Below are 13,025 nucleotides of genomic sequence, written 5' to 3' on the forward strand. Positions count from 1 at the left end.
ACCGGTTAGGCTCAGTCCGTGGCCTCCTTCGACCCCAGTTCCCCGCTCAGCGCCGACTTTCGTGAGGCGGTCCACCGGGAACTGACCGAGTTCATCGACGAGCGGACGAACAGCCTCGTCGAGATCGCCCCGGAGCTGTCACGGTTGGGCGACCTCGCCACCACGTTCACGACCGGGGGGAAGCGCATTCGTCCGGCCTTCGCGTACTGGAGCCACGTAGCGGTCACCGGCCAGCCCGCTGACCCGGCACCCCTGCTGAGGGCCTGCGCCTCGCTCGACCTGTTGCACGTCTCGGCCCTCATGCACGACGACGTGATGGATGCCTCCGACACCCGACGTGGCCTGCCCTCGGCCCATCGACAGCTCGAGGCCGAGCACCGGGCCGCTGGTGGCCGCGGCAGCGCCGAATCCTTCGGCAGGGCGGGGGCCATCCTGCTGGGTGACCTGCTGCTGGTCTGGTCGGTCGAATTGCTGCGCCGCTCGGGGCTGGCCGACGAAGTCCTGGGCCGAGCCCTGCCCCTGTTCGACGCCGTCCGACAGGAAGTGACCGCCGGGCAGTACCTCGACGTGGTGGCGCAGGCCAGGCTGGGCGTCCCGACTCCAGCATCCGGGGGCGAGGCCCGTGACCTGCAGGTGGCCCGCGAGGTGGACATGGCCCAACGGGTGGTCGAGTTCAAGACCAGCCGCTACACGGTGGCCCGACCCTGTCAGATCGGTGCGGCGCTGGCCGGCGCCGATTCGCACCTGTTGCGCGCCCTGGGCGAGTTCGGCTCACCCATGGGCCATGCCTTCCAGTACCGCGATGACGTGCTGGGCGTGTTCGGTGACGAGTCAGTGACCGGCAAGCCGGCCGGTGACGACCTCAGGGAGGGAAAGCGGACCGTGCTGGTGGCCCACGCCCTCGACCTCGCCCCGGACGAGGACGCGGCCGCCCTGGACGCCATGCTCGGGAACCCGGACCTGACGGAGGCCGACGTCGACCGCGCCAGGACGATCATCGAGGGGTCGGGTGCTCTGGCTGCGACGGAACAGGCGATCTCGGCGGCCCATGCACGAGCCCTCGACGTTCTCAACGCGGCGAGACTGACCGATGAGGGACGGACGGCCCTGACGGCTCTGGCCGAGGCCAGCGTGCGTCGCAGTCACTGACCCGGAGTGGACTCCTGCGCCCCGGCTGCTTCCTCGGCGGCCGATGGATCCTGGTCCGCGACCGGCCCCGAGGAGGTCTTGGCTGAGGAGGTCTCGGCTTCGGCGGTGGCGGTGGGATCGACATCGCTGGCGGGGCGGGCTGGCAGCACGATCGTCCCCTTGTCGAGATCGATCCTCATCGGCCCCTGCGCACCGTTGCGGCTGGGCACGACGGCGACCTTGTCGAGATCGCGTTGGCGGCGCCAGTGCGCCGCGTTGGGATTGAAGAGTTCGAACAGGTTCGACATGGTCACCAGCCAGACTGCTCAGGAGATGTCTTCCCACTGTGCCACAGCCACCTCACAGGGCCACAGCCAACCGGGGGCGCGCTCACAGCTCAGTCATGTGCCGTGAGGCCGACGGGCCCCAGCCGTTCGCGCAGGGTGTCGGCCAGTGCCCCGGCCGCCGCCACCGGATCCTTGGCGCCGACAATGGCCGCGGAGACCGCCACCCGTCTGGCTCCCGCCTCGAGCACCTGGTCGAGGTTCGACGCGGTGATCCCACCCACCGCGACCCACACGAAGTCATCACCGGACTGTTGGGCGGCGTAGCGCACGAGTTCCAGCCCCGGTGCCTGTCCCTGCTCGGCGAAGACCGGACCGACGTAGGCGTAGTCGGCCTCCCGGGCCGCGTGGTCCCACTGGTCCGGGTTGTGCACCGACCGTCCGACCAGGGCGTACTCGTGCAGTCGGCGACGCGCGGCGGTCAGGTCACCGTCGCTCGCCCCCAGGTGCAGCACGTCTGCCTGCTGGGCCGCCGCCGCCTGCAGGTCTCGTCCGAGCACCAGCAACCGTCGGCGGTCGAAGGCCACCGCGTGCACCTGTTCGACCAGCGCACGCTGCTCCCCCAGCGCCTGGTCGCGCAACTCGATGACGTCGACCCCGGCGTCATAGAGGTCACCGATGAACCGTGGCAGGTCGTGGGCAGCGACCCCTCGCCCCGCACCGAGATCGGTGATGAGGTGCAGCTTCGACCACCGCAGGTTGTCACGCATGGAGATGAGTGCAGTCACCCGTTCAGCATAGGGAGAGGGCGGCTGCGGCGGGCGCGGTTGGCGGTCGACGCCAGGGCCCCCGCTCGCCCGACACGCTCACGCGGGGGCGCGGGGAGAATCACAGTGGTGTCGTCTACCATGGGCCGCAGGCTTGCACGGCCTCCCTTCCCCGACCGTGTTTGGAGCTTTTGTGACCATGACCGGCGTCAGCGATCCCTTGGTCGGGCAAGTGCTCGACGGGCGCTACGAGGTCCTTGCGCGCCTTGCGCGAGGGGGCATGGCAACTGTCTACCGCGGGCTGGATCGCCGCCTCACCCGGGTGGTCGCCATCAAGGTCATGCACGAGGGGCTCGGGGGCGACACCGACTTCGCCAAGAAGTTCGACCGGGAGGCCCGGGCAGCTGCCACCCTGTCGAACCCGCACGTCGTCAGCGTCTTCGACCAGGGACAGGACCACGGTCGTCCCTACATCGTGATGGAGTTCGTGGACGGTTCCACGCTGCGCCACCTGCTCAATCGCGAGGGTCCCATGGAACCCCTGCGAGCTCTGGAACTGATCGAGGCAGTGGCCCACGCCCTGGCCAGTGCCCACGACTCGCAGATGGTGCACCGCGACGTGAAGCCCGAGAACGTGCTCATCTCGAGCCGGGGTCAGGTGAAGGTGGCCGACTTCGGGCTCGCTCGCGCCGTCACGGCGCAGACCGCCACGGCCACCCAGGGACTGCTGATGGGCACCGTCAGCTACATGCCCCCGGAACTCGTCACCCGCGCCAGGGCCGATGCCTCCGGAGACGTGTACTCCACCGGGGTGATGCTCTTCGAGATGCTGACCGGCCAGAAGCCGCATGTCGCCGAGACACCGATCGCCGTCGCCTGGAGCCACGTCCACCACGACATCCCCGCTCCCTCGACCTTGCTCGGCCGGGTCACCGACACCTCGCGCATCATCCCTCCCTACCTCGACGCACTGGTGGTCGCCTGCACCCGTCGACAGAGTTCCGACCGCCCCCGGGACGCGCGCGAACTGCTCGCCCTGGTGCGCACCGCACGGCGGTCGCTGCGCAAGGGTGTGATGGACGACCCCGCCCTGACCGACCTGATGCTGGCCTCGACGCGCCACGACCCGGGCCGGGACGAACGCACCGTTCCCGACCCCGACGGCCGACCCGAGCCACCGCACCGGTCCTCCCTGCGGCAGGGCGCCCAGTCAGCCGGCGCACCGCCCCGTCCGGTCAGCCACCGGCCCACCTCACCGCACTCCGAGCCCATCCACCGGCTCGAGCCGGCTGTTGCCTCGGTGCGGCTGACGGCCCCCACCCCGAAGAGCCCCACCGATCACAGCGCCCCGGGCCACGGACCTGACTACCGGGTCGACCTCAGCGACAAGGCCGTGGACGGCAGTTCCCTCGACCCTCGCCGCCGGACCTCAGCCGGTTCATCCTCGGTGGGCTGGGTGGGTCGTGACGACCAGGATGACTCGGAGGGGTTCGCGGTTCCGCGTCCTGTCCCACGTGCGCGAACCAACCCTCCGACGACACGAAGTCCGCGCAGTCCACGCACCCCGGTGTTCTCGCACATCTCGCACGAACCCGTGCACCGCCGCCGCCGGGGGCTGGTGGCAGCCCTGCTGGTGCTCGTGCTCGTGGTGGGGCTGATCGTCACCAGTTACCTGTACGTGACCAGGTGGTCGTACACGACCGCTCCCCCGCTGGCGAACCTGAGCGAGGGCCAGGCCACCTCACTGGCGCACTCCGAGGGGTTCTCCATCGTCAGCGAGTCACAGTTCTCGGAGACGGTGCAGAAGGGGTCGGTGATCTCCAGCGACCCCACCGGGGGGGAACGCGTGAAGAAGGGTACCTCGCTCCACGTGTTCATCTCGTCGGGTCCGGAGCGCTACGCGACCCCGACCCTGGTCGGGTTGTCACTGGACGAGGCCAGGCAGGCGCTGAGCCGGGGGCGACTCACCCTGGGCACGCTGAGCCAGGCATGGAACGAGACGGTGCCGGTCGGCGTCGTGGTGAAGTCCTCCCAGCCCGAGGGCACGTTGCTGAAGAAGAACACCCCCATCGACCTGACGGTTTCGAAGGGGCCCCAACCCATCCCGATCGCCAGCTACGTCGGCAAGTCCGCGGACGATGCGAGCACCGCCCTGGGCAAGGCGGGGTTCACCGTCACCAGGACCGAGCAGAACTCCGACACCGTGGCCAAGGATGTGGTCATCTCCCAGTCGCCTGATCGGGGCAACGGCAAGAAGGGGGACACCGTACGTCTGGTGGTGTCCAAGGGACCGGTGCTCGTCAGTGTTCCGCGGGTCACCGGCAAGGACGAGGCCCAGGCCAGGGAGAAGCTGACCCAGGCCGGTTTCAAGGTGACGGTCACCTACAACACGCCGGACTGGCTGAGGCTCAACGTGGTGGCGGGGCAGGACCCGGCCAGTGGTCGGATGATTCCCAAGGGCTCGACCGTCACCATCTTCGTGAGCTGACGACACCCTCCGTCCAACCGAGCGGGAACCGTAAAATCTCACGCCTGCTCGAGTTTGGAACAAAATTCCTTTCCTGTACGATCCATCCATGTGAAGAACCTCCATGTGAATCGTCTGGCCCCGCTCTCGCTCGTGGCGATGGCGGTGTTGTGGGGATCCTCACTGGTGGTGATGAAGGACCTGCTGGGGGCGATGGGCGCCACCGACCTCGTGTTCTCCAGGTTCGCCATCGCTGCGGTCGCGCTCCTGGTCATCGTTCCCCATGCCCTGCGCATGTCACGACGTACCCTGGGTCAGGGCGTGCTGCTGGGCCTGGTCTTCGTCCTCGGACAACTGACCAGCACCTGGGGACTGGTCGACATCGATGCCTCGATCTCGGGATTCCTGACGGGGCTCTACATCGTTGCCACCCCACTGCTCGCATGGGTCGTGCTGGGGGCACGACCGTCCAGGAACGCCTGGACGGCGGTGGGGCTGTCGACCCTTGGGCTGGCCGCCCTCTCGTTGGGTTCGACCGGTTCAGGCATCGGACGAGGTGAGCTGCTCACGTTGCTCGGTGCACTGGCCTACGCGGCCCACATCATTGCCGTGGGCCACGTGGTCACTCCCCGGACGGCGCTGAGCCTCACCCTGGTGCAGACCATCACCATCGCCGTCGTCTCCGGGATCGTCGCGATCCCCCACGGGGTTGCTCTTCCCGAAAGCGCGGGACTGTGGTGGGAACTGGCCTACCTCGCGGTGATCTGCGGAGCGCTCCCGCTGGCCCTCCAGGTGTGGGCCCAGGCCCATGTGGAGGCGACCAAGGCCGCCATCGTGATGGGCACCGAGCCCCTGTGGGGGGCCCTGTTCGCCATCTCGATGGGCGGTGAGTCCCTCACCCTTCGGCTGCTGCTGGGTGGCACGGCCATCACCGCCGCCATCGCCTTGGTGATCGTCCCCCGGGGCCGTTGGCGCGGACGCGTCACGGTTGCTCGCGGCGGGCGCCCGTCGTCCGCACGTGGCCGGGTCGTCCCCCGGATCCAGCAGGACGCTGCCCGCGTCCCAGCCGAGTCCGCCTGACCGGTCCGGGTGGCAGGCTGGGCTCGAGTGAGAGGGGATCGCCATGGACGGTGGCGGCGGATGGGTCGTGCTGCTGGTGGTGCTCGGCCTCGTGGTGGCCGGGTTGATCGTCTGGGGGGTGCTCCGGGCGCGGTACGTGAAGTCGCTCAGGGACAAGGGGTGGCGATTCGTCACCAGCCCCGACGTCTCGATCGTCCACGGGCTCAACGTGGCCCCCTTCGGGCTGGGGTTCAACCGTCGGGTCGATGACCAGATCATCGGGCGGACGAGTTCTGGCATGCCCTTCCAGGCCTTCAAGTACTCCGCCTCGGGGGTGTCGGCGGGCGACGGCTACGTGGTCACCATGCCCCTGCCCCGCTCACTGCCCGAGTTCCACACCTTCCCCGTCACCGTCAACCGCTCCGGCATCCGTGCCACCGAGTTCAGCCAGGACTCAGGGCTGCGCCAGATCGGCCACGACGCCGCATGGGTGCGAGTGGCCGCACGCGCCCTGGACCCGGCACTCCGGCAGCTCTCGACCGTGACCACGCCCCAACTGGTGGTCGACCACGCATCCTTGGTGGGGCTGGGCGCGCCACGACAGGCCGACCAGCTGCAGGCCTACGTCGAGGCGATGGCACTGGGGGCCCGGGAGCTGTCGGCAGAAGGTCTGGCCCGGTTCCAGACTGAGGCCCCGCCACCCGAACTGAGCTTCTACCAGCACCCCGCGTGGATCTACCGTCCCCGGGACGATGCCGCATTGCAGTCGGTGGCGCACACCTCCGGCGGGTCGAACCACCAGGCGAAGGACGTGATGATCGCCACCGACGGCCCCATCGCCATCGTCGCCCTCACGCACCACTGGACGACCACGCGAACCGTCACCGAGTCCGACGGCAACGGTGGCACGCGGACGCGGACGGTCACCGACCACCACTCGGAGAACCTGCGTGAGTTCCACCCGAGCTTCCCGTTCGGCGAGTTCAAGGTCAATGCCGGGTGGTTCGGCAACAAGCGCGAGTTCGAGTCGGTCGACTTCAACGAACGGTTCACGGTGCGCGCACCCGACGCCCGCTTCGCCCACGACATCTTCCACCCCCGCATGATGGAGTGGATGCTGAAGGTCAACCCGCCACCCTTCGAGGGGGCGGACGGCAGACTGACGATCACCTGCGAGCACACCGTCGAGTCCATGGAGACCGCGCGACTGTTCCTGCTCGCGTTCTTCGGACGTGTGCCGCGTTACGTGTGGCAGAACCTGGGTCTGGCGGTCCCGCCCGTGCCGCTGGTGGGATCGGTCGAGCAGCAGACGCACCCGACCGAGGTGCTCCCCTACTGAGTGGGCTGACCCACCTCGAACGGCCGGCCGTCGCGCAGGTCGATCATCGTCGTCGGGGACATGTCGCCGACCCGGGAGAAGACCAGTCCGAACCCGGGCTCGCTCAGCAGTCTGTCGTGGATGATGAATCCTTGCGGCGCCCCCACCTCGCGGGCGAAGTCGATCGTCTCCTTCATGGCCGCCCAGGGGCCGTACCCGGGAACCGCGACCACGTCGACGCCCTGGGGGCAGGTCGCCAGTGAGTCGCCGGGGTGGAAGAAGCACGGCTCTGATTCCGCCTCGACCAGCAGTCCGACATTGCCGATCTGAGGGATGTCGCGGTGGATGACCGCGTGTAGACCACCCACGGCGCGGACCCGGACAGCGCCGAGGTCCACCGACCCGTCAGCAGCCAGGCCCTCACCTCGACCGCCGAGGTCGACGTTGTCCAGCACCTGCGGCTCGACCCAGACCTTCGCGTCGGGATTGGCGGCGAGCAGGGCACCGATCCGAGCCGGGTCGACGTGGTCGGGGTGCTGGTGGGTGACCAGGATCGCATCGAGACCGGTCAGGGTGTGCCAGTCGGACGAGAGGTTGCCGGGGTCGATCAGGAGGCGCCGATCGGCGACCTCGACCAGGACGGCCGCGTGCCCGAGATGTGTCAGTTGCATGAGTCCACTCTGCCCGGGTCGACACCGTTCGTCAGCCGATCGGGGCAGCCGATCCTGGCTGTGTTCACCCAGCCGTCGGGCCCCGTCCGCGACCCACGGGTCAGGGGGCGAGCAGTCGTCCGACCACGTCGCCGGCCGCCCGACAGTCGGCGGCGTCCACGTCGAGGTGGGTCACGGCCCGCACCAGACGCGCACCCACCACGCTCACCCGCACCCCTTGGGCAGCGGCGGCGGCCGCCACGTCCTGGGCCGGGCGGCTCCCGGTCTTCACGACCACGATGTTGGTCGGCACCCGCTCGGGGTCCACCGCTCCCGGGGCAGCCAGGGCGACCCGTTCGGCGAAGGCGCGGGCAGCGGCGTGGTCGTCCACCAACCGGTCGACGTGGTGGTCGAGGGCGAACTGGGCGGCCGCTGCCAGCATGCCGGCCTGTCGCCAGCCCGCCCCGAGTCGCTTGCGCTGCACCCTTGCCTGGGCGATGGCCTCGTCCGAGCCGACCAGGACCGACCCGACCGGGGCGCCGAGGCCCTTGGAGAAACAAAGGCTCACGGTGTCGAACAGGGCGGAGTAGTCGGCGATCGGCACACCGGTCTCGACATGGGCATTCCACAACCTCGCCCCGTCGAGGTGCAGGCCCACCCCAGCCGCGCGGCACATCGCCGAGACCTCCCGCAGGTGCTCGATGGGCTGGATGGTGCCGCCGCCGAAGTTGTGGGTGTTCTCCAGTTCCACTGCCGCGGTGGAGACCAGGTAGGGGCCCGCGTCAGGGGAGAGCAGTTCCTCGATCTGAACCGTGGTGGCCAGCCCCGCCGTTCGTCCCTCGCCGCGCCCGGCGACCCAGGTGCGCATGGTCACCCCGTGCAGGGCCCCGTGTGCACCCATCTCGGCGCGGGCGATGTGGGCGCTGGCCTCGCACAGCACCTCGGTGCCGGGAGCGACCAGGGTCTGCACCCCCAACAGATTCGACAACGACCCGGTGGCGCAGAACAACGCCGCCGGCTTGCCGCACAGGTCGGCCACCCGGGCCTCGAACTCGGCGATCGAGGGATCCTCGCCGTAGACGTCGTCGCCCACCGGGGCGTCGAGCATCACCCGACGCATCTGCGCCGTGGGACGGGTGACGGTGTCGGAGCGCAGGTCGATCGCGGTCATGTCCGCTCAGAGTTCCCTGGACTGGAAGGCCTGTACGGGGTTCACCCCGCGCTTGGCCAGTCCGTCACGCAGGCGCTCGGCCACCATGAACGCCAACTCCAGCGACTGGTTGCGGTTGAGTCGGGGATCGCAGGCGGTCTCGTAGCGGCTCGCGAGGTCTTCCTCCTTGAGCTCGTCAGCGCCCCCCACGCACTCGGTCACGTCGTCGCCGGTGAGCTCGATGTGCACGCCCCCGGGCCAGGTGCCGAGGTTGTGGTGCACGTCGAAGAACCCGTTCACCTCGTCGACCACGTCGTTGAACGCACGGGTCTTGTAGCCGTTGGCGGCCTCGAAGGTGTTGCCGTGCATCGGATCGCAGACCCACACCACCTTGCGGCCCGACGCCTCGACGGCCTCGACGATGCCCGGGAGCTTGTCCCGCACGTTGGCCGCGCCCATCCTGGTGATGAAGGTGATCTTGCCGGGCACCCGCTCAGGATCGAGCCGGTCGGCGAGCGCCAGGGCCGTCTCGGCGTCACTGGTGGGACCCAGCTTCACCCCGACCGGGTTCTGGATGTGGCGCATCAGTTCGACCTGCGCGCCGTCGATCTGACGGTTGCGTTCGCCGATCCAGACCATGTGGCCCGAGGTGTTGTACGGGAGTTGGGACCGGGAGTCGATGCGGGTCAGCGAGTGCTCGTAGTCGAGCAGCAGGGCCTCATGGCTGGCGTAGAAGTCGACCGTCGACATCTCGTCGGCGTCGATACCGCAGGCGACCATGAAGGCGAGCGCCCGGTCGATCTCGGCGGCCAACTCCTCGTACTTGGTCTCGACATTGGAGTTGCGGACGAAATCGGCATTCCAGGTGTGGATGTCGCGAAGGTCGGCGAAGCCGCCCCTGGTGAAGGCGCGCACGAGGTTGAGCGTGGCCGCCGATGCGTTGTAGACGCGCAGCAGGCGCTGCGGGTCGTGGGCCCGTGACTCCGGGGTGAAGGGGAAGCCGTTGACCGCATCACCGCGGTAGGCCGGCAGGGTCACCCCGTCTCGGGTCTCGTCGTTCTTGGAGCGTGGCTTCGCGTACTGACCCGCGATCCGGCCGACCTTGACCACGGGCACCTGCGCCGCGTAGGTCATCACCACGGCCATGCTCAGCAGCACCCTCAGCTTGCCCTTGATGTTGTCGGCGTTCACCGACGCGAAGGTCTCGGCACAGTCGCCGCCCTGGAGCAGGAAGGCTCGTCCCTGGGCGACCTCGGCCAACTTCGAACGCAGGTCGTCGCACTCACCGGCGAACACCAGCGGCGGCAGCCCCCGCAGTGACTCGATCACCTGGTCGCGCTTCCCCAGATCCTGATAGGTCGGCTGCTGGATCAGGGGGCGTTCACGCAGCTCGGCCAAGGAGGGGATCAGCGAAGACATGATCGTGATGCTAGTCGCTCACGGGAGGGGCGCCGCACCAATTCCCGACTGGCGGAAGCCCTGCCCGGACAGCGGTGCCGCCGGTGGCGGCGGCTCAGCTGACAGGGCCCTCGGAGTAGCCCTGCTCGATGGCGTAGAGCGTGAGCTCGACCCGGTTGTGCAACTGCAGTTTGCGCAGCACGTTCTGCACGTGGTTCTGCACGGTGCGGTGGGAGACCACCAGCTCGTCGGCGATCTCGCGGTAGGCCAGACCCTTGGCCACCAGGCGCAGCACCTCGACCTCGCGGGAGGTGAGGATCGGACCCTCCTCCTTGTGCAGGTGGGCCACGGTCATCATCCGCCGGAACTCGCCCAACACCAGCCCGGCCAGTCCTGGGGTGAACACGGCATCGCCTGCGGCCGTGCGGCGGACGCCGTCGAGGAGTTCGGCCTTCGAGGCGTTCTTCAGCAGGTAGCCGAGGGCTCCGGCCTTCACGGCCCGCAGCACGTCGTCCCGCTCCCCCGAGGCGGACAGCACCAGGATCCTCAGTTCGGGGAACTCCTTGAGCAGGATCTCGGTGCACGAGGCACCGTCGGGTTCGGGGATCTGCAGGTCCATGACGACCACGTCGGGACGAGTGGCCCGGGCGCGCCGCAGGCACTCCTCACCGGTGTGGGCCTCGGCGACGACCTCGAAACCCTCCTGGGTGAGGTCATCGCGCAGGGCTTCGATCCACATGGGGTGGTCGTCCACCAACATCACGCGGCGGCCGCTGGCTGGCTGGTGCACGGGTCACTTCCTCGAGTCGATGTCGCTGGTGGCAGGGTCACCCAAGGGGGCCGACAGCTCCCATTCCACGCCACGACCGGGTTCCGAGCGCAGGGTTGCCGTTCCGCCGAGGTCGACCAGTCGTCCCCTGATGGAGGCGCGCATGCCCATCCTGTCTGATGCCAGAGCCGTGGCGATGGCATCGGGAGTCATCCCCACGCCGTTGTCGCGCACCGAGATCGTCACCCGGCCCTCGAGTTCCTCGACCAGCACCCAGACGTGGGCGTCGGCCCCGGCGTGACGCTGGGCGTTGTAGAGGGCCTGACTGACCGCTGCCATCAACTCGCTGGCCCGCCCTCGGGGCATCATCACCTGCCCCGCCATCGTCGACACCGTCACCCGGTCCGAGGACTGCGCGTCGAGCAGTGCGACCAGGTCGACCATGGCAGGTTCGTCGCCATCGACGATGTCGACCGTGCGGTCCTGCAGGATCGCACGCAGCCTGGTCTCCTGGTTGCGCGCCATCCGTGACAGGCGTTGCCCGGTGGGGCCGAGAGCCGGACCCTCACGCTCCACCATTGACAACACCTGCAGGGCACCGTCGTGCACGATGCGCGCCACCCGGTCACGCTCGGCGAGGGCGGTCGACCGGGCCACGGTGGCGTCACGCTCACGGATGGCCGCACGCACCAGTTCGACCAGTTGACCCACGCCCCAGACGATGATGCAGACGGCGAACCCTCCCGACCAGGCCCGGGGCTCCCACGAGGGTGCCAGGGCCAGGGTCGAGGCACCCACCAGTGCCGCCGAGGCGAGTCCCCACCGGGGTCCGCGGGAGACGGCGATGGCCAAAGGTGCGGCGACATGCCAGTCGACGGTCACGGGGACGTAGCCCCGTTCGTAGGTGGTGGGCCCCAACAACAGCTCCGACGACAGCACGAGTCCCACCGTGACGGCGAGGTCGAGGCAGTTGAACCACCCCCGCGGTTCGGACTCGCGGCTGCTGGTCCACCACGTGATCCCGGTCCAGCCCAGCATCACCAGCCCCACCCCACCGACCAGCCAGGGATGTCTGATCGCGTCCGAGCGCATCACGTTGAACACCACTGCGTGAACGGCAAGCAGCAGTCGGGTGGTGTTGAGCACCGTGAAGGTCGGGCGCAGCAGATGCCGCTCGGGAGCGAGTTGTCTGGCGATCGGCCACGCCATCAGCGCCCCTCACCGAACTGTTGCCGGTCGCGGCGTGCCGCCTCCTCCGCCTGCCTGCGGGCGACGATCTCGGCCTCCTCGGCGCGGCGGGCCAGGTCGGACCGCTCCAGGTGGCGCTGCTCACGGCGGGTGACCTCGGCCACCTTGACGGCTCGTCTGCGAGCGGCTGCCGCGATCCGGCGGCCCGCGATCTGCTCGCGGCGTTCACGTCGGGCCTGCTGCCTGGCACCGGCTGCGGTGGCATCGCTGTAGCCCTGGTCGGAGAGCTCGACGATGTGTTCCATCACCTCGTCGGTCACCGAACGAGCCAGGGTGCGAGCCAGCGGCAGTCCCTGGTGCCGGGAGAAGTCGAGCGGGGCACCGAACCTGACGGAGCGTCCATGGTTGACCACCGCAGCGGGAATCACGGGCAGGTCATGGTCGAGCACCAGGGCGCCGAGACCGATGTGCCCACGGTGGACGAGGCCGTCGGGGCTCGGGTGCACCTCGGGGAAGCAGAGCAGCAGGTCACCGGCCGCGACCCGGTGCTGGACGCGGAGGGTCTCGTCCCCCTCGGCCGAAGGCCACAACCCCTGCAGGAGGACCACCGTCGCCGGGCGATCCAGCACCGCCTGGACCGTGGCCGCATCGAGGGCCGAGCGGTGGTTGCACGCGATCAGGGCCGACCCATGGGCCGGGACGTTGTCGAGCCCTTCGACCTGCAGGTCGCGGAACTCGCTGACTGCGGGGGCGCCGACCACGGTGAGCGTCCGGTGAACGGCACGACGGGCGATCCGCATGACGGCGGGAAGGGAGGTGGGGCGGCGGGGGGGCATGCGGCGTCCTC

12 protein-coding genes and 1 pseudogene are annotated in these 13,025 nt (G+C 69.2%); 5 read left to right on the plus strand and 8 right to left on the minus strand.

Annotation, left to right across the window (positions count from 1 at the left end):
• The first annotated feature begins 18 nt into the window (after positions 1–18).
• The gene (locus QQZ11_RS01095; RefSeq protein ID WP_284548218.1) at positions 19–1,149 is read left to right on the plus strand and encodes a polyprenyl synthetase family protein; all 1,131 of its coding nucleotides are present in this window, start codon (positions 19–21) and stop codon (positions 1,147–1,149) included.
• Here the strand turns inward: QQZ11_RS01095 and QQZ11_RS01100 are convergent.
• Positions 1,143–1,436, minus strand: coding sequence for a hypothetical protein (locus tag QQZ11_RS01100; RefSeq protein WP_026377818.1), 294 nt, complete (start codon positions 1,434–1,436; stop codon positions 1,143–1,145). The two genes, QQZ11_RS01095 and QQZ11_RS01100, sit on opposite strands and share 7 nt — an antisense overlap.
• 89 nt (positions 1,437–1,525) lie before the next feature.
• On the minus strand, positions 1,526–2,200 hold the full coding sequence (locus QQZ11_RS01105; RefSeq protein WP_284548219.1) for a thiamine phosphate synthase: 675 nt from the start codon (positions 2,198–2,200) through the stop codon (positions 1,526–1,528).
• Between the two features lie 178 nt (positions 2,201–2,378).
• Between QQZ11_RS01105 and QQZ11_RS01110 the strand changes: the two are divergent.
• The 4 genes and pseudogenes from QQZ11_RS01110 to QQZ11_RS01125 all read left to right on the plus strand — a co-directional run.
• Positions 2,379–3,341 (plus strand): annotated as a pseudogene (locus tag QQZ11_RS01110) (protein kinase domain-containing protein); the annotation flags it as partial.
• 516 nt (positions 3,342–3,857) lie between these two features.
• On the plus strand, positions 3,858–4,667 hold the full coding sequence (locus QQZ11_RS13615; protein WP_446698826.1) for a PASTA domain-containing protein: 810 nt from the start codon (positions 3,858–3,860) through the stop codon (positions 4,665–4,667).
• A gap of 90 nt (positions 4,668–4,757) precedes the next feature.
• Positions 4,758–5,726, plus strand: a complete 969-nt coding sequence (locus tag QQZ11_RS01120) for a DMT family transporter (RefSeq protein ID WP_284548220.1) — start codon at positions 4,758–4,760, stop codon at positions 5,724–5,726.
• A 43-nt stretch (positions 5,727–5,769) separates the two neighbouring features.
• Positions 5,770–7,044, plus strand: a complete 1,275-nt coding sequence (locus tag QQZ11_RS01125; protein WP_284548222.1) for a hypothetical protein — start codon at positions 5,770–5,772, stop codon at positions 7,042–7,044.
• On the opposite strand, the gene QQZ11_RS01130 is transcribed toward QQZ11_RS01125, so the two are convergent.
• The 6 genes from QQZ11_RS01130 to QQZ11_RS01155 form a co-directional block, all read right to left on the minus strand.
• The gene (locus tag QQZ11_RS01130) at positions 7,038–7,694 is read right to left on the minus strand and encodes an MBL fold metallo-hydrolase (protein ID WP_284548223.1); all 657 of its coding nucleotides are present in this window, start codon (positions 7,692–7,694) and stop codon (positions 7,038–7,040) included. The two genes, QQZ11_RS01125 and QQZ11_RS01130, sit on opposite strands and share 7 nt — an antisense overlap.
• A gap of 100 nt (positions 7,695–7,794) precedes the next feature.
• Entirely contained in the window at positions 7,795–8,844 is a 1,050-nt protein-coding gene (locus QQZ11_RS01135; RefSeq protein WP_284548224.1) for a threonine aldolase family protein, read from the minus strand.
• A 6-nt stretch (positions 8,845–8,850) separates the two neighbouring features.
• Positions 8,851–10,242 (minus strand): class II 3-deoxy-7-phosphoheptulonate synthase, encoded by a 1,392-nt coding sequence (locus QQZ11_RS01140; RefSeq protein ID WP_284548226.1) that lies wholly within the window; start codon positions 10,240–10,242, stop codon positions 8,851–8,853.
• Positions 10,243–10,336: 94 nt separating this feature from the next.
• Complete coding sequence (locus QQZ11_RS01145; protein ID WP_211217317.1) at positions 10,337–10,981, minus strand: response regulator transcription factor; 645 nt, start codon at positions 10,979–10,981, stop codon at positions 10,337–10,339.
• Between the two features lie 33 nt (positions 10,982–11,014).
• Positions 11,015–12,199, minus strand: coding sequence for an ATP-binding protein (locus tag QQZ11_RS01150; RefSeq protein WP_284548227.1), 1,185 nt, complete (start codon positions 12,197–12,199; stop codon positions 11,015–11,017).
• Positions 12,199–13,014 carry a lysophospholipid acyltransferase family protein gene (locus tag QQZ11_RS01155; RefSeq protein WP_284548228.1) on the minus strand — a complete coding sequence of 272 codons (816 nt, stop codon included), beginning with the start codon at positions 13,012–13,014 and terminating at the stop codon, positions 12,199–12,201. The genes QQZ11_RS01150 and QQZ11_RS01155 overlap by 1 nt, the downstream gene beginning before the upstream one ends.
• Between the last annotated feature and the right edge of the window lie 11 nt (positions 13,015–13,025).

Origin of the sequence: Aestuariimicrobium sp. T2.26MG-19.2B (assembly GCF_950101875.1) — a bacterium.
In the GTDB taxonomy this organism is placed as follows: Bacteria; Actinomycetota; Actinomycetes; order Propionibacteriales; family Propionibacteriaceae; genus Aestuariimicrobium; species Aestuariimicrobium kwangyangense.

Excerpts from the sequence above, each read along its gene's own strand:
- QQZ11_RS01100 (WP_026377818.1), bottom strand. The coding sequence starts at position 1,436 with ATGTCGAACCTGTTCGAACTCTTCAATCCCAACGCGGCGCACTGGCGC.
- QQZ11_RS01125 (WP_284548222.1), top strand. The coding sequence starts at position 5,770 with ATGGACGGTGGCGGCGGATGGGTCGTGCTGCTGGTGGTGCTCGGCCTC.
- QQZ11_RS01130 (WP_284548223.1), bottom strand. The coding sequence starts at position 7,694 with ATGCAACTGACACATCTCGGGCACGCGGCCGTCCTGGTCGAGGTCGCC.
- QQZ11_RS01135 (WP_284548224.1), bottom strand. The coding sequence starts at position 8,844 with ATGACCGCGATCGACCTGCGCTCCGACACCGTCACCCGTCCCACGGCG.
- QQZ11_RS01140 (WP_284548226.1), bottom strand. The coding sequence starts at position 10,242 with ATGTCTTCGCTGATCCCCTCCTTGGCCGAGCTGCGTGAACGCCCCCTG.
- QQZ11_RS01145 (WP_211217317.1), bottom strand. The coding sequence starts at position 10,981 with ATGTTGGTGGACGACCACCCCATGTGGATCGAAGCCCTGCGCGATGAC.
- QQZ11_RS01150 (WP_284548227.1), bottom strand. The coding sequence starts at position 12,199 with ATGGCGTGGCCGATCGCCAGACAACTCGCTCCCGAGCGGCATCTGCTG.
- QQZ11_RS01155 (WP_284548228.1), bottom strand. The coding sequence starts at position 13,014 with ATGCCCCCCCGCCGCCCCACCTCCCTTCCCGCCGTCATGCGGATCGCC.